At 65.6% G+C, this 22,601-nt stretch carries 24 protein-coding genes and 1 tRNA gene; 17 read left to right on the top strand and 8 right to left on the bottom strand.

From position 1 onward, the window contains the following. Positions 1 to 94 precede the first annotated feature (94 nt). The 5 genes from hpf (at position 95) to DIE13_RS14850 (ending at position 3,906) form a co-directional block, all read left to right on the top strand. Entirely contained in the window at positions 95 to 454 is a 360-nt protein-coding gene (gene hpf, locus DIE13_RS14870) for a ribosome hibernation-promoting factor, HPF/YfiA family (RefSeq protein WP_006477786.1), read from the top strand. A gap of 195 nt (positions 455 to 649) precedes the next feature. Then, positions 650 to 1,162 carry a PTS sugar transporter subunit IIA gene (locus tag DIE13_RS14865; protein WP_059451610.1) on the top strand — a complete coding sequence of 171 codons (513 nt, stop codon included), beginning with the start codon at positions 650 to 652 and terminating at the stop codon, positions 1,160 to 1,162. Positions 1,163 to 1,291: 129 nt separating this feature from the next. After that, entirely contained in the window at positions 1,292 to 2,260 is a 969-nt protein-coding gene (gene hprK, locus DIE13_RS14860) for an HPr(Ser) kinase/phosphatase (RefSeq protein WP_006483133.1), read from the top strand. Between the two features lie 75 nt (positions 2,261 to 2,335). Continuing rightward, positions 2,336 to 3,244, top strand: a complete 909-nt coding sequence (rapZ, locus tag DIE13_RS14855) for an RNase adapter RapZ (RefSeq protein WP_124827896.1) — start codon at positions 2,336 to 2,338, stop codon at positions 3,242 to 3,244. A gap of 26 nt (positions 3,245 to 3,270) precedes the next feature. Continuing rightward, positions 3,271 to 3,906: an LON peptidase substrate-binding domain-containing protein gene (locus DIE13_RS14850; RefSeq protein ID WP_124827895.1), complete on the top strand. Its 636-nt coding sequence runs from the start codon at positions 3,271 to 3,273 to the stop codon at positions 3,904 to 3,906. Positions 3,907 to 4,017: 111 nt separating this feature from the next. On the opposite strand, the gene mutY is transcribed toward DIE13_RS14850, so the two are convergent. Then, the gene (gene mutY / locus DIE13_RS14845) at positions 4,018 to 5,118 is read right to left on the bottom strand and encodes an A/G-specific adenine glycosylase (protein ID WP_124827894.1); all 1,101 of its coding nucleotides are present in this window, start codon (positions 5,116 to 5,118) and stop codon (positions 4,018 to 4,020) included. 36 nt (positions 5,119 to 5,154) lie between these two features. Beyond that, positions 5,155 to 5,982: a bifunctional DNA-formamidopyrimidine glycosylase/DNA-(apurinic or apyrimidinic site) lyase gene (mutM, locus tag DIE13_RS14840; protein WP_124827893.1), complete on the bottom strand. Its 828-nt coding sequence runs from the start codon at positions 5,980 to 5,982 to the stop codon at positions 5,155 to 5,157. An 86-nt stretch (positions 5,983 to 6,068) separates the two neighbouring features. Here mutM and DIE13_RS14835 point away from each other — a divergent pair, with 86 nt between their 5' ends. From DIE13_RS14835 to hisC, 8 genes are all read left to right on the top strand, one after another. After that, positions 6,069 to 7,892 carry a tetratricopeptide repeat protein gene (locus DIE13_RS14835; protein ID WP_124827892.1) on the top strand — a complete coding sequence of 608 codons (1,824 nt, stop codon included), beginning with the start codon at positions 6,069 to 6,071 and terminating at the stop codon, positions 7,890 to 7,892. After that, the gene (gene lolB, locus DIE13_RS14830) at positions 7,892 to 8,512 is read left to right on the top strand and encodes a lipoprotein insertase outer membrane protein LolB (RefSeq protein WP_124827891.1); all 621 of its coding nucleotides are present in this window, start codon (positions 7,892 to 7,894) and stop codon (positions 8,510 to 8,512) included. The genes DIE13_RS14835 and lolB overlap by 1 nt, the downstream gene beginning before the upstream one ends. Before the next feature lie 27 nt (positions 8,513 to 8,539). Beyond that, the gene (gene ispE, locus DIE13_RS14825) at positions 8,540 to 9,421 is read left to right on the top strand and encodes a 4-(cytidine 5'-diphospho)-2-C-methyl-D-erythritol kinase (protein WP_124827890.1); all 882 of its coding nucleotides are present in this window, start codon (positions 8,540 to 8,542) and stop codon (positions 9,419 to 9,421) included. A gap of 53 nt (positions 9,422 to 9,474) precedes the next feature. Continuing rightward, positions 9,475 to 9,551: transfer RNA gene (locus DIE13_RS14820), tRNA-Gln, on the top strand. A 44-nt stretch (positions 9,552 to 9,595) separates the two neighbouring features. After that, positions 9,596 to 10,558, top strand: coding sequence for a ribose-phosphate pyrophosphokinase (locus DIE13_RS14815; protein ID WP_059233164.1), 963 nt, complete (start codon positions 9,596 to 9,598; stop codon positions 10,556 to 10,558). Between the two features lie 163 nt (positions 10,559 to 10,721). Next, complete coding sequence (locus tag DIE13_RS14810) at positions 10,722 to 11,327, top strand: 50S ribosomal protein L25/general stress protein Ctc (RefSeq protein WP_124827889.1); 606 nt, start codon at positions 10,722 to 10,724, stop codon at positions 11,325 to 11,327. Positions 11,328 to 11,446: 119 nt separating this feature from the next. Then, positions 11,447 to 12,046: an aminoacyl-tRNA hydrolase gene (gene pth / locus DIE13_RS14805; RefSeq protein WP_124827888.1), complete on the top strand. Its 600-nt coding sequence runs from the start codon at positions 11,447 to 11,449 to the stop codon at positions 12,044 to 12,046. Between the two features lie 130 nt (positions 12,047 to 12,176). Further along, complete coding sequence (gene hisC, locus DIE13_RS14800) at positions 12,177 to 13,244, top strand: histidinol-phosphate transaminase (RefSeq protein ID WP_124827887.1); 1,068 nt, start codon at positions 12,177 to 12,179, stop codon at positions 13,242 to 13,244. Positions 13,245 to 13,333: 89 nt separating this feature from the next. Here the strand turns inward: hisC and DIE13_RS14795 are convergent, their stop codons facing one another. The 3 genes from DIE13_RS14795 to rsmD form a co-directional block, all read right to left on the bottom strand. After that, positions 13,334 to 13,600 (bottom strand): YfhL family 4Fe-4S dicluster ferredoxin, encoded by a 267-nt coding sequence (locus DIE13_RS14795; RefSeq protein ID WP_039321670.1) that lies wholly within the window; start codon positions 13,598 to 13,600, stop codon positions 13,334 to 13,336. 59 nt (positions 13,601 to 13,659) lie between these two features. Next, positions 13,660 to 14,157 carry a pantetheine-phosphate adenylyltransferase gene (gene coaD, locus DIE13_RS14790; RefSeq protein ID WP_124827886.1) on the bottom strand — a complete coding sequence of 166 codons (498 nt, stop codon included), beginning with the start codon at positions 14,155 to 14,157 and terminating at the stop codon, positions 13,660 to 13,662. A 111-nt stretch (positions 14,158 to 14,268) separates the two neighbouring features. Beyond that, complete coding sequence (gene rsmD, locus DIE13_RS14785) at positions 14,269 to 14,883, bottom strand: 16S rRNA (guanine(966)-N(2))-methyltransferase RsmD (RefSeq protein WP_124827885.1); 615 nt, start codon at positions 14,881 to 14,883, stop codon at positions 14,269 to 14,271. A gap of 201 nt (positions 14,884 to 15,084) precedes the next feature. On the opposite strand from rsmD, the gene ftsY reads away from it, so the two are divergent. Next, a complete protein-coding gene (gene ftsY / locus DIE13_RS14780) occupies positions 15,085 to 16,224 on the top strand; it encodes a signal recognition particle-docking protein FtsY (protein ID WP_124827884.1) in 1,140 nt (379 codons plus the stop codon). A gap of 77 nt (positions 16,225 to 16,301) precedes the next feature. Here the strand turns inward: ftsY and maiA are convergent, their stop codons facing one another. Then, a complete protein-coding gene (gene maiA / locus DIE13_RS14775; RefSeq protein WP_124827883.1) occupies positions 16,302 to 16,946 on the bottom strand; it encodes a maleylacetoacetate isomerase in 645 nt (214 codons plus the stop codon). A gap of 200 nt (positions 16,947 to 17,146) precedes the next feature. Here maiA and ybiB point away from each other — a divergent pair, with 200 nt between their 5' ends. Next, positions 17,147 to 18,121, top strand: a complete 975-nt coding sequence (ybiB, locus tag DIE13_RS14770) for a DNA-binding protein YbiB (protein ID WP_124827882.1) — start codon at positions 17,147 to 17,149, stop codon at positions 18,119 to 18,121. A gap of 381 nt (positions 18,122 to 18,502) precedes the next feature. After that, entirely contained in the window at positions 18,503 to 20,149 is a 1,647-nt protein-coding gene (gene leuA / locus DIE13_RS14765) for a 2-isopropylmalate synthase (protein WP_124827881.1), read from the top strand. Positions 20,150 to 20,292: 143 nt separating this feature from the next. On the opposite strand, the gene DIE13_RS14760 is transcribed toward leuA, so the two are convergent. Both DIE13_RS14760 and DIE13_RS14755 read right to left on the bottom strand, forming a co-directional pair. Further along, positions 20,293 to 20,676, bottom strand: a complete 384-nt coding sequence (locus DIE13_RS14760) for a nuclear transport factor 2 family protein (protein WP_124827880.1) — start codon at positions 20,674 to 20,676, stop codon at positions 20,293 to 20,295. A 46-nt stretch (positions 20,677 to 20,722) separates the two neighbouring features. Further along, positions 20,723 to 21,292: an acyloxyacyl hydrolase gene (locus DIE13_RS14755; RefSeq protein WP_124827879.1), complete on the bottom strand. Its 570-nt coding sequence runs from the start codon at positions 21,290 to 21,292 to the stop codon at positions 20,723 to 20,725. A 360-nt stretch (positions 21,293 to 21,652) separates the two neighbouring features. Between DIE13_RS14755 and rpoH the strand changes: the two genes are divergently transcribed. Then, positions 21,653 to 22,588, top strand: a complete 936-nt coding sequence (gene rpoH / locus DIE13_RS14745) for an RNA polymerase sigma factor RpoH (RefSeq protein WP_124827877.1) — start codon at positions 21,653 to 21,655, stop codon at positions 22,586 to 22,588. The last annotated feature ends 13 nt before the right edge of the window (positions 22,589 to 22,601 follow it).

The following is a 22,601-nucleotide window of genomic DNA, read 5'->3' as shown; positions in this document are numbered from 1 at the left end:
CCTGTCCGCGAATTTGCCGCCGCGTGCGGCAGGGGCAAGTCGACCGGAGCGCCGCCTCGATGCGGCCGGGTGGTCTCTCGCTTGGAGAAGCACTATGAACCTGAAGATCAGTGGACATCATCTCGAAGTCACGCCTGCAATTCGCGAATACGTGATCACCAAGCTGGACCGGGTGCTACGCCATAGCGATCAGGTGATAGATGGCACTGTGATCCTCTCGGTCGACAACCACAAGGAAAAGGACAAGCAGCAGCGCGCGGAAATCAACCTGCACCTGAAGGGCAAGGACATCTTCGTCGAAAGCGCGAACGGTAACCTGTACGCTGCGATCGATCTGCTGATCGACAAACTGGATCGCCAGGTCGTCAAGCACATGGAGCGTCTGCAAACGCACGCGCACGACCCCATCAAGCTGCAGCCGTCGATCGACCAGATCGAACTGCCGCCGCAATAACGGTCATTGCAGCACACATGCCGCCCGGTTCGCCGGGCGTTTTTTTTGTGGCTTCGACGCAGTGGTGCGACCGGTCCGTCCATGCTGCGCCACGCGCGCGGCTGTGCTCTATAATGTTCCGGTTATCGCCGGGGGGCGTTGATGCGGTAGCTGCCTTGCAGGTTGCCGATACCGAACGCCTTGATATCGCCGAACATGGAAAATCAGTCTGCCGCAGCAAGGAGACCCCAGGCCGCCCAATCGCCTGCCAACATGAATCGCCTAGCCAAAATCCTGCCCATAGAGAACGTCGTCATCGACCTCTCCGTCACCAGCAAGAAACGCGTCTTCGAACAAGCCGGGCTGATCTTCGAAAATCAGAACGGCATCGCCCGCAGCACCGTCACGGACAACCTGTTCGCGCGCGAGCGCCTCGGCTCGACCGGGCTCGGCGAAGGCGTCGCGATTCCGCACGGGCGTATCAAGGGGCTCAAGCACCCGCTCGCCGCGTTCGTTCGGCTCGCCGATGCGATCCCGTTCGAAGCGCCCGACGGCCAGCCGGTCGGTCTCCTGATTTTCCTGCTCGTCCCCGAGCAAGCCACCCAGCAACACCTCGAGATCCTGTCGGAAATCGCGCAACTGCTGTCCGATCGCGACGCGCGCGAGCGTCTGCACAACGAAACGGATATCGCCGAGTTGCATCGCCTGCTCACTCAGTGGCAACCTTGAGTTGATCCGGGCGGAATATTTTCCCGAGCGAGGCGGCATGCGCCGCCGTCCACGGCTGCCCGGCGCCGGTCCCGCATGGCGACGCCCGTCGCCGCGCGCGTGCACCGACTCATTGGAGTGACGAGAGTCATGGATACGTCCAGCATCAACGCCCAGAGCATCTTCGACGACAACGCAGCCACGCTGAAGCTGAGCTGGCTGACGGGGCATGAAGGCTGGGAGCGCGGTTTTTCGGCCGACACCGTCGGCAACGCGACGTCGAGCGCCGACCTCGTCGGCCACCTGAACCTGATCCACCCGAACCGGATCCAGGTGCTCGGCGAAGCCGAAATCGACTACTACCAGCGGCAGACCGACGAAGACCGTTCGCGCCACATGGCCGAGCTGATCGCACTCGAGCCGCCGTTCCTCGTCGTCGCCGGCGGCGCGGCGGCGCCGCCCGAACTCGTGCTGCGTTGCACGCGCTCGTCCACCCCGCTGTTCACGACGCCGATGTCGGCCGCCGCGGTGATCGATAGCCTGCGGCTCTACATGTCGCGCATCCTCGCGCCGCGCGCGACGCTGCATGGCGTGTTCCTCGACATCCTCGGGATGGGCGTTCTGCTCACCGGCGACTCCGGTCTCGGCAAGAGCGAACTCGGCCTCGAACTCATCAGCCGCGGTCACGGCCTCGTCGCCGACGACGCGGTCGACTTCGTCCGACTTGGCCCCGATTTCGTCGAAGGCCGCTGCCCGCCGCTGCTGCAGAACCTGCTCGAAGTTCGCGGCCTCGGCCTGCTCGACATCAAGACGATCTTCGGCGAAACCGCCGTACGGCGGAAAATGAAGCTGAAGCTGATCGTTCAGCTCGTACGCCGCCCGGACGGCGAATTCCAGCGCCTGCCGCTGGAAAGCCAGACCGTCGACGTGCTCGGCCTGCCGATCAGCAAGGTGACGATCCAGGTGGCGGCCGGCCGCAACCTCGCAGTGCTCGTCGAGGCAGCCGTGCGGAACACGATCCTGCAGTTGCGCGGAATCGACACGTTGCGCGATTTCATGGATCGGCAACGACTCGCGATGCAAGATCCCGACAGTCAGTTCCCCGGCAAGCTCGTGTAATTCTCCCGCGCCGGCCACGCAGCGCCGACGCGTCGAGCCGGTGCTATGATGAAACGTCAGGATTCTCTGCTTCCCATGCGCATCGTCCTCATCACCGGCATCTCCGGCTCAGGCAAATCCGTCGCGCTGAACGCGCTTGAAGACGCAGGCTATTACTGCGTCGACAACCTGCCGCCGCACGTGCTCCCAGAACTCGCCCGCTACCTCGCCGAGGCAGGCCAGCACCGGCTCGCGGTTGCAATCGATGCACGCTCGAGCGCGTCGCTCGACGAAATGCCCGGCCTGATCCGTGCGCTGTCGCTCAAGCACGATGTTCGCGTGCTGTTCCTGAACGCGAGCACGCAGGCACTGATTCAGCGCTTCTCCGAAACGCGCCGGCGCCACCCGCTGTCCGGCTCGCCGTCGCACGATGCGAACGTCGGGCTGCTGTCGTCGCTCGAGGAGGCGATCGAGCGCGAACGCGATCTCGTCGCACCGCTCGCCGAATTCGGTCACCAGATCGATACCAGTACGCTGCGTGCGAACGTGCTGCGCACGTGGGTCAAGCGCTTCATCGAGCAGAAGAACAACGACCTGATGGTGATGTTCGAGTCGTTCGGCTTCAAGCGCGGCGTGCCGCTCGACGCCGACCTGATGTTCGACGTGCGCGCGCTGCCGAATCCGTACTACGACCATGAGCTGCGCCCGCTCACCGGGCTCGACCAGCCGGTCATCGCCTTTCTCGACGCACTGCCGATCGTCCATCAGATGATCGACGACATCCATGCGTTCCTGATGAAATGGCTGCCGCACTTTCGCGAAGACAACCGCAGCTACCTGACCGTCGCCATCGGCTGCACGGGCGGGCAGCATCGCTCGGTGTTCATCGCGGAAACGCTCGCCGCGCGCCTCGCGCCCGAGGCGAACGTGATCGTGCGGCATCGTGACGCGCCCGTGGATGTCGACGCGTCGTCGCGGCTTGTCACCGAGGTCGACCGACCTTAGCGACTCCGCCCTTTCGCCGGCGCGCCATGTCTACCCTATCGACCACCCTGATCGAACTGCCGCTGTTTCCGCTGCACACGGTGCTGTTCCCTGGTGGCTGGCTGCCGCTCAAGGTGTTCGAGGCGCGCTATCTCGACATGGCCCGCGCGTGCCTGCGCGACGAAGCGCCGTTCGGCGTGTGCCTGCTGAAGAGCGGCCCCGAAGTGGCCCAGGACGGCGCCGTCTCGGTGCCCGAGACCATCGGCTGCATGGCACGCATCACCGAATGCGACACCGGCGAATTCGGGATGCTGTTCCTGCAGACCATCGGCACGCAGCGCTTCGAGCTGCTGTCGTATCGCGTCGAAGGCAACGGGCTGCTGGTCGGCATCGCTGAGCCGCTGCCCGACGACATCCCGCTCGAAGGCGAGCAGGCGCTCGCGCAATTCGGCTCGTGTGCCGAGGTGCTCGAGCGTATCATCGAAGCGCTGAAGAAATCGGAACCGGGCAAGATGCCGTTCGGCGAACCGTTCCGCCTCGACGATCCGAGCTGGGTGTCGAACCGCCTCGCCGAACTGCTGCCGCTCGACCTGCGCGCGCGGCAGAAGCTGATGGAGTTTCCAGACGTCGGCGCACGCATCGACGCCGTACACCACGTGCTCGACCGGCACGGGTGGCTGTAAGCGCGCCCATCGCGCATCGCTTTGTGGCGACATCTCGCGCAGTGCACCGGCCGGGTTGAAAACTCGGCATTTTGGAAAGCACGCGGCCCCCGCCGCGCACCGCCCCTTTCGTTACAGCAGCGGCCCGCTCAGTGCATCGAGCAGCTTGCGCACGGGTGCCGGCAAGCCGTACGCGTCGAGCCTGCTCAGCGGCACCCACGCCGTCTCGGCATCCTGCGCAAGCGGCAATCCGCCGGCCGCCATGTCGCTCAGCCGCGGCTCGATCTCGAGCCGGAAATGCGTGAACGTGTGCGTGAACGGTGCAAGCGGCACCGGGCCGCCGCCGCCGAAGCCGCGCGCGAGTTCCGCGAGCGCGGCGTCGCCGTCGGCCTGCGGCAGGCACCACAGCCCGCCCCAGATGCCGGCCGGCGGACGCCGCTCGAGCAGCACGGCATCGCCGTCGCGCAGCACAAGCATCCAGGTCTTGCGCGTCGGCACCGCCTTCTTCGGCCGCGCGGCCGGCAGTTCGCGCTGCCGCCCCGTCGATTGCGCGACGCAATCGCCCGCGAACGGACAACGCACGCAATCCGGCTTGCCGCGCATGCACAGCGTCGCGCCGAGATCCATCAGCCCCTGCGTGTATGCGCTCACGTCGGCCGGATTCGCGGCATCCGGCAACAACGATTCGGCAAGCGCCCACATGTCGTTCTCGACGCGCTTCTCGCCCGGAAAGCCTTCGACGCCGAACACCCGCGCGAGCACGCGTTTCACGTTGCCGTCGAGAATCGTTGCATGCGCGCCGTATGCGAATGACGCGATCGCCGCAGCCGTCGAGCGGCCGATGCCGGGCAGTTCGGCGAGCGCGTCGGGCGTCGACGGGAATACACCGCCATGCTCGGCGGCGACCACCTGCGCGCAGCGATGCAGGTTACGGGCGCGCGAGTAGTAGCCGAGGCCGGCCCACAGCGCCATCACGTCGTCGGCCGGCGCGTCGGCCAGCGCGACGACGGTCGGGAAGCGTTCGAGAAAACGCGTGTAGTACGGAACGACGGTCGATACCTGCGTCTGCTGCAGCATGATTTCCGACAACCAGATCCGGTACGGATCGCGGGTGTTCTGCCATGGCAGGTCGTGGCGGCCGTGCACGCGCTGCCATGCGATGAGGCGAGCGGCGAACGTACTGTGCAGCGGCGTGACGGGGTACGGGGCGGGAGCGGTGCGAGGCGGCTTCAAGTGTTCGAATCAGTGAAAAAGGGGTCAACGCGAGGTTCAGCGCTGGCAGGTCGGGCAGTAATAGGTCGAACGCTGACCCTGCACGATATGCCGGATCGGCGTGCCGCATACGCGGCAAGGCAGGCCTGCGCGATCGTAGACGAAGCAGTCGAGCTGGAAATACCCGCTTTCGCCGTTGCTGCCGACGAAGTCGCGCAGCGTGCTGCCGCCGCGCTCGATCGCGTCGGCGAGCGTCGCCCGTACGGCGTCGGCCAGCCGTTCGTAGCGCGGCAACGATACCTTGCCGGCGGCCGTCGTCGGCCGGATACCGGCGCGAAACAGGCTCTCGGACGCATAGATGTTGCCGACGCCGACGACCATGTCGCCCGCGAGCAGCGCCTGCTTGACCGACACGGTGCGGCCGCGCGTGCGCGCGTGCAGCAGCGCGCCGGTGAACGCGGGCGAGAACGGCTCGACGCCGAGGCTCGCGAGCAGCGGATGCGCATGCACGTCGCCCGCTTCGCGGGGGTGCCACAACACGGCACCGAAACGGCGCGGATCGCGGAACCGCAGCACGAATTCGTCGAAAATCCAGTCGATGTGGTCGTGTTTGGCGGCAACCGGCACGCCGGCCGCGGGCAGGACGCGCAACGTGCCCGTCATCCCGAGATGGACGATGAACCAGCCCGCGTCGACCTCGAACAGCAGGTACTTGCCGCGACGCTCGACCGCGAGCACCTCGCGCGCGCGCAATTGCTCCGCGAGCCCCGCAGGCACGGGCCAGCGCAGCATCGCGGTACGGACGTCGACACGCTCGACGCGGCGGCCTGCGACAAAGGGCTCGATGCCCCGGCGCGTGACTTCGACTTCTGGCAACTCTGGCATATTTTGCGGGTCTGAGGCTGGATTCACTATCGTGCGTGTATTGTAGCGAGCGCGTTACAATCGGTTGAAACATCGAACGGATTTCCATGACCTTGCCCTCGAAGCTGCTTCTGAAGCGCCCCGCCGCCGAGCGTGGCGCGCGTGCGTTCCCGGTCCGCCGCGCGCTCGGCGCCGCGCTGTTCGCGGCCTGGACCCTCTCCGCCTTCCCGGCTCACGCGCAGGATCCGGCATCGGACGACGCGGATTCGCAGGGCGCGTTCGAGCACGTGATGCCGGACGAGAAGAAGGATCTCCCCGGCGTCCCGCTGACGAGCCAGATCGTCTACCAGGTGCTGGCTGCGGAGGTCGCGCTCCAGCGCAACCAGCCCGCGCCGGCCTACCAGACCTATCTCGCGCTCGCCCGCGACACGCACGATCCGCGCATGGCGCAGCGCGCGACCGAGATCGCGCTCGGCGCGCAGAGCCCGGCCGATGCGCTGTCCGCCGCGTCCCTGTGGCGCCAGTACGCCCCCGATTCGAACCGCGCATCGCAGGTCGACGCCGCGCTGCTCGTGCTCGCCGGCAAGCCGGCCGACGCAGAACCGATGCTCGCACGCGAGCTGGCCCGCGCGACTGGCGAAACGCGCGGCCCCGCAATCCTTGCGCTGCAGGCGCTGCTGGTGCGCGGCGCCGACCGCGTCGGCGGCCTCGCGGTGCTGAAGGACATGCTGAAGAACGACATGAACCGGCCCGAGGCGCAGCTTGCGATCGCACGGCAGCAGCTCGCGGTCGACGACAAGGACGGCGCCGCGCAGTCGCTGAAGCAGGCGCTGCAGATCCGCCCGGACTACCTGCCGGCGGCACTGATGCTGTCGCAGATGGGCCCCGCGGAGCGGGCGGCCGGCATCGCGTCGTTCGAGAAATATGTTCAGCAGAATCCGAAGTCGCGCGACGCGCGGCTCGCGCTGTCGCAGCTCTATCTCGCCGACGATCGCCTGGACGACGCGCAGAAGCAGTTCGAGACGATGCACAAGCTCGACTCGAAGGATCCGACGCCGCTGATGGCGCTCGCGCTGATCAAGATCCAGCAGAAGAAACTCGACGATGCGAGCGTGTACCTGAAACAGTACGTGCAGCTCGGCGACAAGCAGCCGAACCTCGACGTCGGCCAGGGCTACATCTATCTCGCGCAGATCGCGATCGAACAGGGCAACGACGCGCAGGCGTCGCAATGGCTCGACAAGGTCGACCAGACGAGCCAGCACTACCTGCCCGCGCAGATCACGCGCGCGCAGCTGCTGCAGAAACAGGGCAAGACCGACGAAGCGCGCAAGGTGCTCGACGACCTGCCGATCAGCGATCCGCGCGATGCAGCGGTCGTCGCACGCACCGACGCGTCGATCCTCTTCACCGCGAAGCGCTATCCGGAAGCCGAGGCGCGGCTCGCGCAGGCGGTGCAGGACTTCCCGGACGATCCCGACCTGCGCTACGACTACGCGATGGCGGCCGAAAAGACCGGCCACTACACGACGATGGAAAAGCAGTTGCGCGAGCTGATCCGTACGCAGCCCGACAATCCGCAGGCGTACAACGCGCTCGGCTATTCGCTGGCCGATCGCAACCAGCGCCTGCCCGAGGCCAGCAAGCTGATCGACAAGGCAATGTCGCTCGCACCGAACGATGCGTACATCATGGACAGCCTCGGCTGGGTGAAGTACCGGATGGGCGACACGGCCGGCGCGGCGAAGATCCTGCGGCATGCGTACGACCTGCAGCCGAATGCCGAGATCGGCGCGCACCTCGGCGAAGTGCTGTGGAAGAGCGGCGCGCAGGACGACGCGCGCGCCGCGTGGCGTGCCGCGCAGAAGCTCGAGCCCGACAACGACACGCTCGTGCAGACGCTCAAGCGCTTCCAGATCAACAGCCTCTGATGCGGATGTTCCCGATGCTTTCCCCGTCTTCCCGCGCGCTGCGCACGCTGGCCGCGGCCGGCGCGGCGCTCGCGCTTGCCGGCTGCGCGAGCACGCCGCCGTCGGCGAATGCGCCGTCGGGCGCCGTACTGCAGACGGCCGCAACGCATGCGTACCACGGCCGCTTCGCGGTGCAGTACAACGACAGCCTCGGCAGGCCGCAAAACGTGTACGGCAACTTCGACTGGCAGGAGCACGGCGACGACGTATCGCTCGAGTTGCGCAGCCCGCTCGGCCAGACGCTCGCGATCGTGAAATCGACGCCGCAGGCCGCGTCGCTCGAGCTGCCGAATCGCCAGCCGCAATACGCGACGGACGTCGGCGAGCTGATGCAGAACACGCTCGGCTTCTCGCTGCCGCTGGCCGGCCTGCGCTACTGGCTGCTGCCGACGCCCGCGCCCGCGACGCCCGCGCACACGGTGCGCGACCCGGCCGATGCCACGCGCGTCAAACAGATTCGCCAGGACGGCTGGACGATCGACTACCTCGCCTACGCGGACGCACCGGCCACCGGCGTCAAACGCGTCAACCTCGTGCGCGCGACGCCGCCGCTCGACATCAAGCTCGTGCTCGACCAGTAAGCACGCGAACCTAGCCCCGACATACGCATGACCGATTCGACCCGCTCGCTGCGCAATTGCCTCGCGCCCGCGAAACTCAACCTGTTCCTGCACATCACCGGCCGTCGCCCGAACGGTTATCACGATCTGCAGAGCGTGTTCCAGTTGCTGAACTGGGGCGATACGCTGCACTTCACGCTGCGCGACGACGGTCGCGTCGCCCGCGTCACGGACGTGCCGGGCGTTCCCGAGGAAAGCGACCTCGTCGTGCGCGCGGCGAACCTGCTGAAGGCCCACACGGGCGCCGCGGCCGGCGTCGACATCGAAATCGACAAGCGCCTGCCGATGGGTGCAGGCCTCGGCGGCGGCAGCTCCGACGCGGCGACGACGCTGCTCGCGCTGAACCGTCTGTGGCAGCTCGACCTGCCGCGCACGGAACTGCAATCGCTCGCGGTAAAACTCGGCGCAGACGTCCCGTTTTTTGTTTTTGGAAAAAATGCGTTCGCAGAGGGTATCGGGGAAGAATTAGCTGAGGTAGAATTGCCGACTCGCTGGTTCTTGGTTGTGACGCCGCGAGTTCATGTCCCCACCGCTGAAATTTTTTCAGATGAGTTGTTGACAAGAGATACGAAACCAGTCACAATTGCTGACTTTCTTGCACAGCAAAACAGCGATGCGGGATGGCCAGACAGTTTCGGCCGGAACGATATGCAGCAAGTTGTAGCAAGTAAGTACGCGGAAGTTGCGCAGGTGGTCAAATGGTTGTATAATGTGACCCCCGCGAGGATGACAGGCTCCGGAGCAAGCGTGTTTGCGGCGTTTCGCAGCAAGCATGAGGCAGAAGCGGCGAAAGCCAAGCTGCCCACCGGCTGGAACGGTGCAGTTGCCGAGAGTTTGAACGAGCATCCGCTCTTCGCTTTCGCGTCATGAAGTTTTGCTTTATCGGATGGCCTACAAGTCCGGTAAAGTTATCAGTTAAGTGTAGGGGAGTCGCCAAGTTGGTCAAGGCACCGGATTTTGATTCCGGCATGCGAGGGTTCGAGTCCTTCCTCCCCTGCCAAAAATTTTCCCGCATTTCCCGCCTAAGCCTGAAGCAGGTGCACGATGAGCAGCCACAGCCATGATGGCTTGATGGTCTTTACTGGCAACGCGAATCCCGCGCTCGCCCAGGAAGTCGTCAATATCCTTGGAATCCCCCTCGGCAAAGCAATGGTCAGCCGTTTCTCCGACGGCGAGATCCAGGTCGAGATCCAGGAAAACGTGCGCGGCAAGGACGTTTTTGTCCTGCAATCCACGTGCGCGCCGACGAATGACAACCTGATGGAACTGATGATCATGGTCGATGCGCTCAAGCGCGCATCCGCCGGCCGGATCACTGCTGCCATCCCCTACTTCGGCTATGCCCGCCAGGACCGTCGCCCGCGCTCGGCGCGCGTCGCGATCTCGGCGAAGGTCATCGCGAACATGCTGGAAATCGCCGGCGTCGAGCGGATCATCACGATGGATCTGCACGCCGACCAGATTCAAGGCTTCTTCGACATCCCTGTCGACAACATCTACGCAACGCCGATCCTGCTGGGTGACCTGCGCAAGCAGAACTACTCGGATCTGCTCGTCGTGTCCCCGGACGTCGGCGGCGTGGTGCGTGCCCGTGCACTCGCGAAGCAGCTCAACTGCGACCTCGCGATCATCGACAAGCGACGTCCGAAGGCGAACATCGCCGAAGTGATGAACATCATCGGTGAAGTCGAAGGCCGTACCTGCGTGATCATGGACGACATGGTCGATACGGCAGGCACGCTCTGCAAGGCTGCTCAAGTGCTGAAGGATCGTGGCGCGAAGCAGGTGTTTGCATACGCGACGCACCCGGTGCTGTCGGGTGGCGCCGCTGATCGTATCGCCGCATCGGCACTCGACGAGCTGGTCGTCACCGATACGATCCCGCTGTCGGCCGAATCGCTGGCCTGCTCGAAGATCCGCTCGCTGACGAGCGCAAGCCTGCTGGCCGAAACGTTCTCGCGGATCCGCCGCGGCGATTCGGTGATGTCGCTGTTCGCGGAATCCTGATCGCGTCACGACACGACAAAGTAATGCGCAGAAAGCGAAGCGGCAACGCTTCGCTTTTTGCACAATCGGTCGGGATAGACGAAACCCCGTCCGCTTCATCGGGGGCCGCCGTTTCGCCGGCCCCGTTTTACTGCCTGGTCGCGGGCAGCTATTGGAGAATCACATGAAAGTCGTCGCTTTCGAGCGCCAAGAGCAAGGTACGGGTGCGAGCCGCCGCCTGCGCAACGCTGGTAAGACCACGGGTATCGTCTACGGTGGCGAAGCTGCCCCGCAAAAGATCGAACTCGATCACAACGCGCTGTGGCACGCACTGAAGAAGGAAGCCTTCCACTCGTCGATCCTCGACCTCGAAGTGGCTGGTCAGTCGCAACAGGTTCTGCTGCGCGACGTGCAATACCACCCGTTCAAGCAACTGGTGCTGCACGTTGACTTCCAGCGCGTCGATGCGAAGAAGAAGCTGCACACGAAGGTGCCGCTGCACTTCCTGAACGCTGAAGTCAGCCCGGCGGTGAAGCTGTCGAGCGCAATCGTCTCGCACGTCGCGACGGAAATCGAAGTCGAGTGCCTGCCGACGGCTCTGCCGGAATTCCTCGAAGTCGATCTGTCGAAGATCGAAGCAGGTCAGTCGCTGCACGCGAAGGACATCACGCTGCCGAAGGGCGTCGCGCTGGTCGCGCACGTCGACGCGGAAAACCCGGTTGTCGCATCGGCGACGGTCCCGGCTGGTGCCGTGTCGGACGCAGCAGAAGGCGAAACGCCGGCTGCTTAAGCGGTCGCCTATGCGCCGTTCGATCCGTTTCACGAAACGGTCGACGCAACCCGCCGCGGCTTGCCCGGCGGGTTTTTCTTTTTCTGCGCCCAGGCGGCTCCTGCCGCCCACGAAACGTCATGATCAAACTGATCGTCGGCCTCGGCAATCCCGGGGCGGAATACACCGCGACGCGCCACAACGCCGGCTTCTGGCTGATCGACCAGCTCGCCCGCGAGTCAGGTACGACGCTGCGCGACGAGCGCCGCTTCCACGGCTTCTACGCGAAAGCGCGCCTGCACGGCGAGGAAGTCCACCTGCTCGAGCCGCAAACCTATATGAATCGCTCCGGCCAGTCGGTCGTCGCGCTCGCGAGTTTCTTCAAGATCCTGCCCGATCAGATTCTCGTCGCCCACGACGAGCTCGATCTGCCGCCCGGCACCGTGAAGCTGAAGCTCGGCGGCGGCAGCGGCGGCCACAACGGCCTCAAGGACATTTCCGCGCACCTGTCGTCGCAGCAATACTGGCGACTGCGGATCGGCATCGGCCATCCGCGCGACCTGATTCCGGAAGGCGCGCGCGCCGGCGCGAAGCCCGACGTCGCGAACTTCGTGCTGAAGCCCCCACGCCGCGAGGAACAGGACGTGATCGACGCGTCGATCGAACGCGCGCTCGCCGTAATGCCGATGGTCGTCAAGGGCGAACTCGATCGCGCGACGATGCAGTTGCATCGCAACTGAACGCGCATCGCACCGGCATGGTGCATCGTGCCGTCCGGCTGCGCCGGGCGGCACGCCGCTTCCCGCGCAATTGCGCACCGCAACGCCCACATGCGGTAATCTCGTCGTTTTGCCCGTCAGGAGCCAAGCGGTGAGCCGTTACTGGAGCGACGTGGTTCAGCAACTCGTGCCTTACGTGCCGGGCGAACAGCCCGCGCTCGCGCACCCCGTCAAGCTGAACACCAACGAGAATCCCTATCCGCCTTCACCGCGCGTCGTCGCGGCGATCGCACGCGAACTCGGCGAAACCGGCGACACGCTGCGCCGCTATCCCGATCCGCTCGCGCGCGCGCTGCGCGAGACGGTCGCGGCCCATCACCGCATCAAGCCCGAGCAGATTTTCGTCGGCAACGGCTCCGACGAAGTGCTCGCGCATGCGTTCCAGGCGCTGCTCAAGCACGACCGGCCGCTGCGTTTCCCGGACATCTCCTACAGCTTCTATCCGACCTATGCACGCCTGTACGGCATAGAGACCACCGTCGTGCCGCTCGCGGACGACTTCTCGATCCGGGTCGAAGACTATCTGGACGACGCCGGCGGCGTGCTGTTTCCGAATCCGAATGCGCCGACCGGGCGCGCGTTGCCGCTCGCGGACATCGAACGGATCGCAGCCGCGAACCCGTCGTCGGTCGTGGTGATCGACGAAGCGTACGTCGATTTCGGCGCGCAGTCGGCCATCACGCTGATCGACCGGTATCCGAACCTGCTCGTCGTGCACACGACGTCGAAGGCGCGCTCGCTCGCGGGCATGCGCATCGGTTTCGCGTTCGGCGATGCAGGGTTGATCGACGCGCTGAATCGCGTGAAGGACAGCTTCAACTCGTATCCGCTCGACCGGCTCGCGCAGGTTGCCGCTCAGGCCGCATACGAAGACACCGACTACTTCGGTACGACCTGCCGGCGCGTGACCGACAGCCGTGAGCGGCTCACGCACGCGCTCGAAGGGCTCGGTTTCGACGTCGTCCCGTCGGCGGCGAATTTCGTGTTCGCGCGCCATCCTGCGCACGATGCGGGCGCGATCACGGCAAAGCTGAAGGATCGGGAAATTTTCGTGCGGCACTTCCGCGCGCCGCGAATCGACCAGTATCTGCGCATCACCGTCGGCACCGATGCCGAGTGCGACGCGCTCGTCGCGGCATTGCGCGAGCTGCTGGGCTGAAACGAAACCGGCGCCGAAAGGCGCCGGCCGGAAATCGTGACGCCATGACCGTGACGCGCGCGGCAATGCCGAAGCGCGTCACCGCAGGGTCACTGCGCGTCGTCGCCCTTCGCGGCGATCAACGCGTGGTACTTCTCCATCAATTGCGCGTGCGATTCGTCGTGCTGCGGATCGCGCGGAATGCACTCGACCGGACACACCTGCTGGCACTGCGGTTCGTCGAAATGGCCGACGCACTCGGTGCACTTGTTCGGGTCGATCACGTAGATATCCGGGCCCATCGAAATCGCGCCGTTCGGGCACTCGGGCTCGCACACGTCGCAATTGATGCACTCGTCGGTAATCATCAAAGACATACTGATCTCACTTCTTCAGGCCGGCGGCCGGCTTCGCAACGAAACCGGCCGGCGCCGCGTCACGCGGCCGGGCCTCCCATCGCAGCAACTTTCCCGGTCAGCCACTTCTCGACGGACGGAAACACGAACTTGCTGACATCGCCACCCAACTGTGCGATTTCTCGCACGATCGTCCCCGAGATGAACTGATACTGATCGGACGGCGTCATGAACATCGTCTCGACGTCGGGCAGCAGATAGCGGTTCATCCCTGCCATCTGGAACTCATATTCGAAATCGGACACGGCGCGCAGGCCGCGCACGATCACTCGTGCGTTGTTGACGCGGACGAAGTCCTTCAGGAGACCGGTGAAACTCATCACCTTCACGTTCGGATAATGACCGAGCACCTCGTTTGCAATCGTCAGACGTTCTTCCAGCGAAAAGAACGGCTTCTTCGCGCGGCTGTCCGCAACGCCGACTACCAGCGTATCAAAAATGCTCGACGCACGCCGCACGAGGTCTTCGTGCCCGCGCGTCAGCGGATCGAACGTACCGGGATACACGGCGACTACCATGTCGCTCCTCCTGTCATCACGCAAACGGGTTGGCAGCCGTGCAATCCGCACACCGCTGCCGAGATGGGCATGCGTCGCCTTTGCGGCGCGCCGCCTCGTATGGAACGCGCATTATTCATCATTTTCGCGCCGCAGCAAATGATAGTGAACCGCACCGGCCTTGCCGTGCTTCACCACCTGCCAGCCTGCGAGCGCTTCATGCGCGGCCGTGTCGAGTTCCGCGCCCGTCTCGACGTACAGCGCGCCGCCCGGCGCGACGAGCGACGCCGACAGCGCAATCGCGCGATCGAGCACGGCCTGCTCGCCGAACGGCGGATCGAGGAACACGACATCGAACGCACCCGGCGTCAGCCCGGCCGCGAGCCTCAGCGCATCGGCTTCCGCGACCTCGACCGAGCGTGCGCCGAGCTTGTCCTTGATCGCGCGCAGCTGCTGCGCGGCGCGCGGGTGACGCTCGACCATCACGACGCTCGACGCACCGCGCGACGCGGCTTCGAAGCCGAGCGCACCGGTGCCCGCGAACAGGTCGAGACAGCGCCGGCCTCCGAGATCCTGGCCGAGCCAGTTGAACAGCGTCTCGCGCACGCGATCGGGCGTCGGCCGCAGGCCGTCGAGATCGAGCACGGCGAGCGGCGTGCGCTTCCAGTCACCGCCGATGATGCGGATCGTGTGCGGCTTGCCGCGGCTAGAGGGGGCCGCAGCGCGGCCGGAAGAAGAACGGGACATACGGAATATCGACAACGGAGGGACCGGGTGCGCACGAGGGCGCACCGCCAAACAGGCGCACGTTACCACAGCGGCGGCGCGCACTGACGCGAGCGCCCCGCCGCACTGATAAAATGCACGGTTTCGGCCGCCGTGCGCACGCAGGACGGCCCCTCCGGCGCTCCGCCATGGCGGCGCCCGCCCTCTTCCCGACGCCAGACCATGTTCAGCTTCTTCAAACGATTCAAGAAAACGCAGGAGTCCGACTCCGCGGAATCGCAATCGGCCGACGCGCCGCAACCGGACGAAACGTCCGAAGCGCCTGAAGCGCCCGAGGCCCCGCAAGCCCCCGCGCAGCCAGCCGCGCCGGCCGTCGTGATGACGGTCACGCCGACCAACGACGGTAGCGACGAGGTCGTCGAAACGGTCGAGATCGTGCCGCCGCCCACGCAGGATGCGAGCGCGAAGAAATCGTGGCTCGCCCGCCTGAAAACGGGGCTCGCGAAGACGGGCTCGAGCATTACCGGCGTGTTCATCAACACGAAGATCGACGAGGATCTGTACGAAGAGCTCGAAACCGCGCTGCTGATGTCCGACGCCGGCGTCGACGCGACCGAGTACCTGCTCGGCGCGCTGCGCGAAAAGGTGCGCGTGGGCCGGCTGACCGACCCGCAGCAGGTGAAGGGCGCGCTGCACGACCTGCTCGTCGAGCTGCTGACGCCGCTCGAGAAATCGCTGATGCTCGGCCGCGCGCAGCCGCTCGTGATGATGATCACCGGCGTGAACGGGGCGGGCAAGACGACCAGCATCGGCAAGCTCGCGAAGCATCTGCAGAGCTTCGACCAGTCGGTGCTGCTGGCCGCGGGCGACACGTTCCGCGCGGCCGCGCGCGAACAGCTGGCGGTCTGGGGCGAACGCAACAACGTGACGGTCGTGCAGCAGGAAAGCGGCGACCCGGCCGCGGTGATCTTCGACGCGGTCAGCGCCGCGCGCGCGCGCAAGATCGACGTGATGATGGCCGACACGGCCGGGCGCCTGCCGACGCAGCTCCACCTGATGGAAGAGCTGAAAAAGGTGAAGCGGGTGATCTCGAAGGCGCACGACGGCGCGCCGCACGAGGTGCTGCTCGTGATCGACGCGAACACGGGCCAGAACGCGCTCACGCAGGTGAAGGCATTCGACGACGCGCTCGGCCTCACCGGCCTGATCGTCACGAAACTGGACGGCACCGCGAAGGGCGGCATTCTCGCCGCGATCGCGCGGCAGCGTCCGGTGCCTGTCTACTTCATCGGCGTCGGCGAGAAGGTGGAAGACCTGCAGCCGTTCAGCGCAGCGGAATTCGCGGATGCGCTGCTCGGCTGAACGCCGCCGGCCCGCACCGCACAGGGCGCCTTCGGGCGCCCTTTTTCATGCGCGGCGGCCCGCCGGCGGCTGCCGCGTCATTCGGCGTCGGGCTGCACGCCAGGCTCGGCGGCCTTGAACGCGTCGAGCGACGATGCGTAGTCGGCGATCCGCTGGATCGTCGGGAAGCGCGTCGTGTCGATCGAGAACCGGTTCGCGTTGAACACTTGCGGCACGATGCAGATATCGGCGAGCGTCGGCGTGTCGCCGAAGCACAGCTTGCCGGTGCGCGGATCGTTCGCGAGGCGCGTCTCGAGCGATGCGAAACCGGCCTCGATCCAGTGCCGGTACCACTCGTTCTTCGCTTCCTCCGGCACCTTCAGCGTGTGCTTCAGGTACTTCAGCACGCGCAGGTTGTTCAGCGGATGGATCTCGCATGCGACCTGCAGCGCAATCGCCCGCACGTACGCGCGATCGAGCGGCTGCGTCGGCAGCAGCGCGGGTTCGGGATGCGTTTCCTCGAGATATTCGATGATCGCGAGCGATTGCTGCAGCGTCGCGTCGCCGTCGACCAGCGACGGCACGACCGCATCCGGATTCACCGCGCGGTATGCGTCCTTCAGTTGCTCGCCGCCGTCGCGCAGCATGTGCACCGGGATGGTTTCGTACGGCAACTGCTTCAGGTTCAGGGCGATCCGCACGCGGTACGACGCGGAACTGCGGAAATAGCTGTAGAGCTTCATGGGGCGTCTCTCTTGGTCGTATTCGGCCCGCACAGGTATGCGCGGCACGCACGCGACACCGCCGGGAACCAGAGTTTAGCGCGCCGGGCCGCATCAGCGCGCGCAGCCGTGCGCTTGGGCGAGCCGCGCGCGTGCGATACTCCGGGCATTCCTTACCGCTCACCGCGCGGCCCGATACCGGCCGCACGCCCCACGCTCCGATGACCGCACCCCAAGACTCCGCAGCCTCGCCGTTCCCTTGCGCCCGCTTCATCAAGGAAATCGGCCGCGGCCCGCACGGCGCGCGCGCGCTGTCCGCCGACGACACGTTCGAGCTCTATCGCGCGATGCTCGATGCGCGCGTGTCGGACGTCGAACTCGGCGCGATCCTGATCGCCTACCGCCTGAAGGGCGAAACCGCCGACGAACTGGCCGCCATGCTCGCGGCCGCACAGGCGTCGTTCGAACCGGTGCGCGTGCAGGATGCGGCGTTCCGCCCGGTGTCGATCCCGAGTTACAACGGCGCGCGCAAGCAGCCGAACCTGGTGCCGCTGCTCGCACTGCTGCTCGCACGCGAAGGCGTGCCGGTGCTCGTGCACGGCGTGGAGCGCGATCCGGGCCGCGTGACGAGCGCGGAAATCTTCTCCGCGCTGTCGATCGCGCCGTCCACGTCGCACGATGCGATCGAGGACACGCTCGCCGAGCGCCGCGTCGCGTTCGCGCCGATCGACGCGCTGGCGCCGCGCCTCGCGCGCCTGCTGGCGCTGCGCGGAATACTCGGCGTGCGCAACTCCACGCATACGCTCGTCAAGATCCTGCAGCCGTTCGCGCCGACGGGCCTGCGGCTCGTCAACTACACGCATCCGCCGTACCGCGACAGCCTCGCGCAACTGTTCCGCGACCATCCCGACGCCGCGCTCGGCGGCGCGCTGCTCGCACGCGGCACCGAAGGCGAGGCAGTCGCCGACACGCGGCGCCAGGTGCAGGTCGACTGGCTGCACGACGGCGTGTGCGACACGCTGATCGAGGCCGAGCGCTCGTCGACCGACGCCGCGCCCGTCGCGCTGCCCGAATCGCGCGACGCGACGACGACGGCCGCATGGACGGATGCCGTGCTGCGCGGCGAAATCCCGGTGCCCGACACGCTCGCGCGGCAGGTCGAAACGATCGCGCGGATCGCCCGGATCGCGCCCTGACCGCCGCGTGCTTCGCGCCGATATTTCCGCCGACCATTTGACACGTGCCCGCATCCTGGCATAGAGTTGCCGACATGCGTTCCTTTCCGAACACCCTCCGAATTACCTCCGGCCGCCTAGCGCGGCCGCTATCGCTACGACTAGCCTAAGGCTGTCGTAGCGCCGTGTGCTGTTCGCACGGTCCCTCCCAGCAGTTCCTCGCAGCACCCTTCTCGCAGTTTTTACAACCCGAAGTCGTCAGCATTCGTCCGTCTATCCGTCGGTCGATTCGCGAAGATCATCCGTATCCGTAGCGCTATCCGGCGCCACGGTGCGAGGCAGCGCCAACCGTCGCCCATGCCGCCCGTCTTCGCTCGCGACTCGAGACCCGAGGTCCAGAAGATGAAGCGCAACCCGCAAGACAAGTACCGCCCATTCGAGCCCGTCCGTATCCATGGCCGCCGCTGGCCGACCCGCACCATCGAGCGTGCGCCGGTCTGGATGAGCACCGACCTGCGCGACGGCAACCAGTCGCTGATCGAGCCGATGAACATCGAACAGAAGCTGGAATTCTTCGACATGCTGGTCGCGATCGGTTTCAAGGAGATCGAAGTCGGTTTTCCGTCGGCGTCGCAAACCGACTTCGATTTCGTCCGCAAGCTGATCGACGAGAAGCGCATCCCCGACGACGTGACGATCGAAGTACTCGTGCAGTCGCGCGAAGACCTGATCGTCCGTACGTTCGACGCGCTCGAAGGCGTACCAAGTGCGATCGTGCACCTCTACAACGCGGTCTGCCCGTCGTTCCGCCGCATCGTGTTCGGGATGTCGAAGGCCGACGTGAAGGCGCTTGCGGTCGAGGGCACCCGGATCATCAAGGAACAGGCGGCCGCACGTCCGGACACGCACTGGACCTATCAGTACTCGCCGGAAACCTTCAGCATGACCGAGCTGACGTTCGCGCGCGAAGTGTGCGATGCGGTCGCGCAGACGTGGCGCCCGACCCGCGATCACAAGATGATCGTGAACCTGCCCGCGACCGTCGAAGCGGCGAGCCCGAACGTGTTCGCCGACCAGATCGAGTGGATGGACCGCAACCTCGCGTATCGCGACAGCATCGTGCTGTCCGTGCATCCGCACAACGATCGCGGCACCGCGGTCGCGGCCGCCGAACTCGCGCTGCTCGCAGGCGCCGACCGCATCGAAGGCTGCCTGTTCGGCAACGGCGAGCGCACCGGCAACGTGGACCTCGTCACGCTCGCGCTGAACCTCTATACGCAGGGCATCGACCCGGGCCTCGATTTCTCCGACATCGACGCGGTGCGCCGCGTGGTCGAGCGCTGCAACCAGATTCCCGTGCATCCGCGCCATCCGTATGCGGGCGACCTCGTGTTCACCGCGTTCTCGGGCTCGCATCAGGACGCGATCCGCAAGGGCTTCGCGCAGCAGCGCCCCGACGCGGTGTGGGAAGTCCCGTATCTGCCGATCGACCCGGCCGACCTTGGTCGCAGCTACGACGCGGTGATTCGCGTCAACAGCCAGTCCGGCAAGGGCGGCGCAACGTTCCTGCTCGAACGCGGGATGGGCTTCACGCCAACGCGCCGCGTGCAGATCGAGTTCAGCGCCGCGGTGCAGACGCTCGCCGACGCATCCGGCGAGGAAGTGACGGGCGATGCGATCTGCGCGCTGTTCGCACGAGAATTCTTCGAAACGGATGGCCCGGCCGCGCGCCACGGCAACGGCGCACGCTGGCAGCACCGCGAGATCGCGGTCGCACCGCCGGCCGACGCGACGGCCGAGGACGCCGTGCAGCGCGCGGCCGCGGCATTCGCGGCGGCGGCCGGCGTGACGATCGACGTCGCGTCGTGCGAACACGTACGCACGACGGACGGCCGGATCGCAGTATCGGTCGGCTGCCGGGTCGGCGATGCGCCGCTGCGGCATGGCGTCGGGCTGCACGCCGATGCGGCGAGCGCGGCGCTCGACGCGGTCGCGAGCGCGATCAACCGCTCGGCGTGGCATTGCACCGACCGCCGCGCGGCAGCCTGACTGCCGGGTTTCGATTCAAGGTTTGAAGGTCAGCGAGCGGTGTGTGACCGCCCGTGCGCCGCGCGATCCGCGTCGCATGGGCCAGCAAAAAGCGGCCCGGAAGGCCGCTTCGGTCGGGACATGAAAACGGGCGCTACCTGCGCTCACGTCTCGGTCGCACATCGCGTCGCCTGCCACGCCAGCAGGCGCCAGTGGCCCTGCTCGTGGGTGTGGACGGCAGTATAGGCAATCGGGAAGACGAGCCCGCCGTTGTTCGTTTCCATCTCGATCAGCGCGCGCCCCGTAACGATGCAGGTTGCGTCGCCGACCGGCAGCAGATCCTGCGACTGGATTTCGATCTGGCGATAGCGGCGGCGGCCGGCGACGATGGCGTCGATGAACTGCTGCTTGGTTTCGCGTTTGCCGTTGGTGTGCACGAAGAACACCTTGTCCGACAATTGCGCATCGAGCGCTTCGCCGTCCCCGTCCACCATCGCCCGGAACCGATCGCGCTCGAGCGCGCGGATCGCATCGACCACCTTCGCCATCGCCTGACTCCTCGGCAACGCGCCCGCCGTGCGGGCGTAGTACGGATCAGAAGTTGTACTGCACGTAGAACTGGTGGAAATTTATACCAGGATTCGGCTCTTTGATACCCGCGTTAGACACATGTTCGAAACGGTAGCCAACCTGATACTGTTGCCGTTGGCCGAACTGCACGCCCACCCCCGCGGTCGGCGCGAACTGGAACGCGGTCGACACCGAGAAATTGTTCGAGATCGTCGGATGCGTCAGCAGCCGGAGGCCGCCGCCGGCCTCGATGTACGGCCGTATCTCCCCCGCGCTCTTGATGAAACGGAACATCGGCGTCACGCCGAATTCCCCGATGCTGCTGTGGACGTTGCCGCCCGTGTGCCAGTAGCCCGCATGTCCTTCGACCACGAACGCGAAGTGCCAGCCGCCGATTTCCCACCAGTTCCAGCCCGGATCCCAGACCACGCCGAGATCGCCCTTGTCGATCCCGTGACGATCGGAAAACCCGCCGCCCGCCTGGATCCCCCACCGATCCGCGAATGCTGCCGTCGATCCGCCAAGCAATGACGCGGCGAGCATCGCATGCAGCGCAAACCGGCTGCGAGGCCGGCGATTCTTTTTATTGTTCATCTGACACTCCAACTTTTTGGGTTGAATGGAGCCTGCCGCAGCGGCCGGGCCCGAGCGAACTGAATGGTATGGTAAAGGACTTTCCGGATCGGCATCACGAAGCGAAATGGTTTGCTTCTAAAACTACAAAAATCGAAACCGTCTGCTGATTCCCCTCAGAAACAACGGCTTACGGAACTTCTCCGCATCTCCCCGGTCGCACTCTAGACTATCGACTCGACTACTTCGATAGAAAACTGGGAACTCCGATGCCCACGTGCGCTCTAAGGAATTAGCACTCGGATTGCGGGAGTGCTAAGATTGCCCTCGGAGTCTCATCCGAGACCAGGGGTTTGTCCCTGATTCCAAAGGAGTTTTTTAGTGAGCCACGCTTTGACCCTTCCGAATACCCTGAGCCCGACGCCGGCCAAGGCCGAATCGGCAGGCTCGCTGGCGCTCGCAACTCAATCGATGTTGCCGGGCCAGCTTGGCAACATCGACGCGTATATCCAGGCCGTCAACCGCATCCCGCTGCTGACCGCTGAAGAAGAACGCCAGTACGCAACCGAATTCCGCGACAACAACAATCTCGACTCGGCACGCCGCCTGGTGCTGTCGCACCTCCGGCTCGTCGTGTCGATCGCCCGTAACTATCTCGGCTACGGGCTGCCGCATGGCGACCTGATCCAGGAAGGGAACATCGGCCTGATGAAGGCCGTGAAGCGTTTCGACCCGGCGCAAAACGTGCGCCTGGTGTCGTACGCGATCCACTGGATCAAGGCCGAGATCCACGAGTACATCCTGCGCAACTGGCGTACGGTAAAGGTCGCGACGACGAAGGCGCAGCGCAAGCTGTTCTTCAACCTGCGCAGCCACAAGAAGGGCCTGCAGGCGATGACGCCCGAGGAAATCGACGGCCTCGCGCAGGAACTCAACGTCAAGCGTGAGGACGTGACCGAGATGGAAACACGCCTGTCGGGCGGCGACATCGCGCTCGAAGGGCAAGTCGAGGACGGCGAGGAGTCGTACGCGCCGATCGCCTATCTGGCCGATTCGCACAACGAGCCGACCGCCGTGCTGGCGGCGCGTCAGCGCGACATGCTGCAGACTGACGGCATCTCGCAGGCGCTCGACGCGCTCGACGCGCGCAGTCGCCGGATCATCGAGGCGCGCTGGCTGAATGTCGACGACGATGGCTCAGGCGGCTCGACGCTGCACGATCTCGCCGCCGAATTCGGTGTGTCCGCAGAACGCATCCGCCAGATCGAAGCGAGCGCGATGAAAAAGATGCGCACCGCACTCGCCGAATACGCGTAAAGCCCGGCGATTC

This window comes from Burkholderia sp. Bp9016 (assembly GCF_003857765.1).
Taxonomy (GTDB): Bacteria; Pseudomonadota; Gammaproteobacteria; order Burkholderiales; family Burkholderiaceae; genus Burkholderia.
Note: the sequence above shows the minus strand (reverse complement) of the source record. Positions and strands in the feature narration are given on the sequence as shown.

What these genes read in the sequence shown, in the direction of transcription:
- hpf (WP_006477786.1), top strand. Translation starts at nt 95, where the DNA reads ATGAACCTGAAGATCAGTGGACATCATCTCGAAGTCACGCCTGCAATT.
- DIE13_RS14865 (WP_059451610.1), top strand. Translation starts at nt 650, where the DNA reads ATGGAAAATCAGTCTGCCGCAGCAAGGAGACCCCAGGCCGCCCAATCG.
- hprK (WP_006483133.1), top strand. Translation starts at nt 1,292, where the DNA reads ATGGATACGTCCAGCATCAACGCCCAGAGCATCTTCGACGACAACGCA.
- rapZ (WP_124827896.1), top strand. Translation starts at nt 2,336, where the DNA reads ATGCGCATCGTCCTCATCACCGGCATCTCCGGCTCAGGCAAATCCGTC.
- DIE13_RS14850 (WP_124827895.1), top strand. Translation starts at nt 3,271, where the DNA reads ATGTCTACCCTATCGACCACCCTGATCGAACTGCCGCTGTTTCCGCTG.
- mutM (WP_124827893.1), bottom strand. Translation starts at nt 5,982, where the DNA reads ATGCCAGAGTTGCCAGAAGTCGAAGTCACGCGCCGGGGCATCGAGCCC.
- DIE13_RS14835 (WP_124827892.1), top strand. Translation starts at nt 6,069, where the DNA reads ATGACCTTGCCCTCGAAGCTGCTTCTGAAGCGCCCCGCCGCCGAGCGT.
- lolB (WP_124827891.1), top strand. Translation starts at nt 7,892, where the DNA reads ATGCGGATGTTCCCGATGCTTTCCCCGTCTTCCCGCGCGCTGCGCACG.
- ispE (WP_124827890.1), top strand. Translation starts at nt 8,540, where the DNA reads ATGACCGATTCGACCCGCTCGCTGCGCAATTGCCTCGCGCCCGCGAAA.
- DIE13_RS14815 (WP_059233164.1), top strand. Translation starts at nt 9,596, where the DNA reads ATGAGCAGCCACAGCCATGATGGCTTGATGGTCTTTACTGGCAACGCG.
- DIE13_RS14810 (WP_124827889.1), top strand. Translation starts at nt 10,722, where the DNA reads ATGAAAGTCGTCGCTTTCGAGCGCCAAGAGCAAGGTACGGGTGCGAGC.
- pth (WP_124827888.1), top strand. Translation starts at nt 11,447, where the DNA reads ATGATCAAACTGATCGTCGGCCTCGGCAATCCCGGGGCGGAATACACC.
- DIE13_RS14795 (WP_039321670.1), bottom strand. Translation starts at nt 13,600, where the DNA reads ATGTCTTTGATGATTACCGACGAGTGCATCAATTGCGACGTGTGCGAG.
- coaD (WP_124827886.1), bottom strand. Translation starts at nt 14,157, where the DNA reads ATGGTAGTCGCCGTGTATCCCGGTACGTTCGATCCGCTGACGCGCGGG.
- rsmD (WP_124827885.1), bottom strand. Translation starts at nt 14,883, where the DNA reads ATGTCCCGTTCTTCTTCCGGCCGCGCTGCGGCCCCCTCTAGCCGCGGC.
- ftsY (WP_124827884.1), top strand. Translation starts at nt 15,085, where the DNA reads ATGTTCAGCTTCTTCAAACGATTCAAGAAAACGCAGGAGTCCGACTCC.
- maiA (WP_124827883.1), bottom strand. Translation starts at nt 16,946, where the DNA reads ATGAAGCTCTACAGCTATTTCCGCAGTTCCGCGTCGTACCGCGTGCGG.
- ybiB (WP_124827882.1), top strand. Translation starts at nt 17,147, where the DNA reads ATGACCGCACCCCAAGACTCCGCAGCCTCGCCGTTCCCTTGCGCCCGC.
- leuA (WP_124827881.1), top strand. Translation starts at nt 18,503, where the DNA reads ATGAAGCGCAACCCGCAAGACAAGTACCGCCCATTCGAGCCCGTCCGT.
- DIE13_RS14760 (WP_124827880.1), bottom strand. Translation starts at nt 20,676, where the DNA reads ATGGCGAAGGTGGTCGATGCGATCCGCGCGCTCGAGCGCGATCGGTTC.
- DIE13_RS14755 (WP_124827879.1), bottom strand. Translation starts at nt 21,292, where the DNA reads ATGAACAATAAAAAGAATCGCCGGCCTCGCAGCCGGTTTGCGCTGCAT.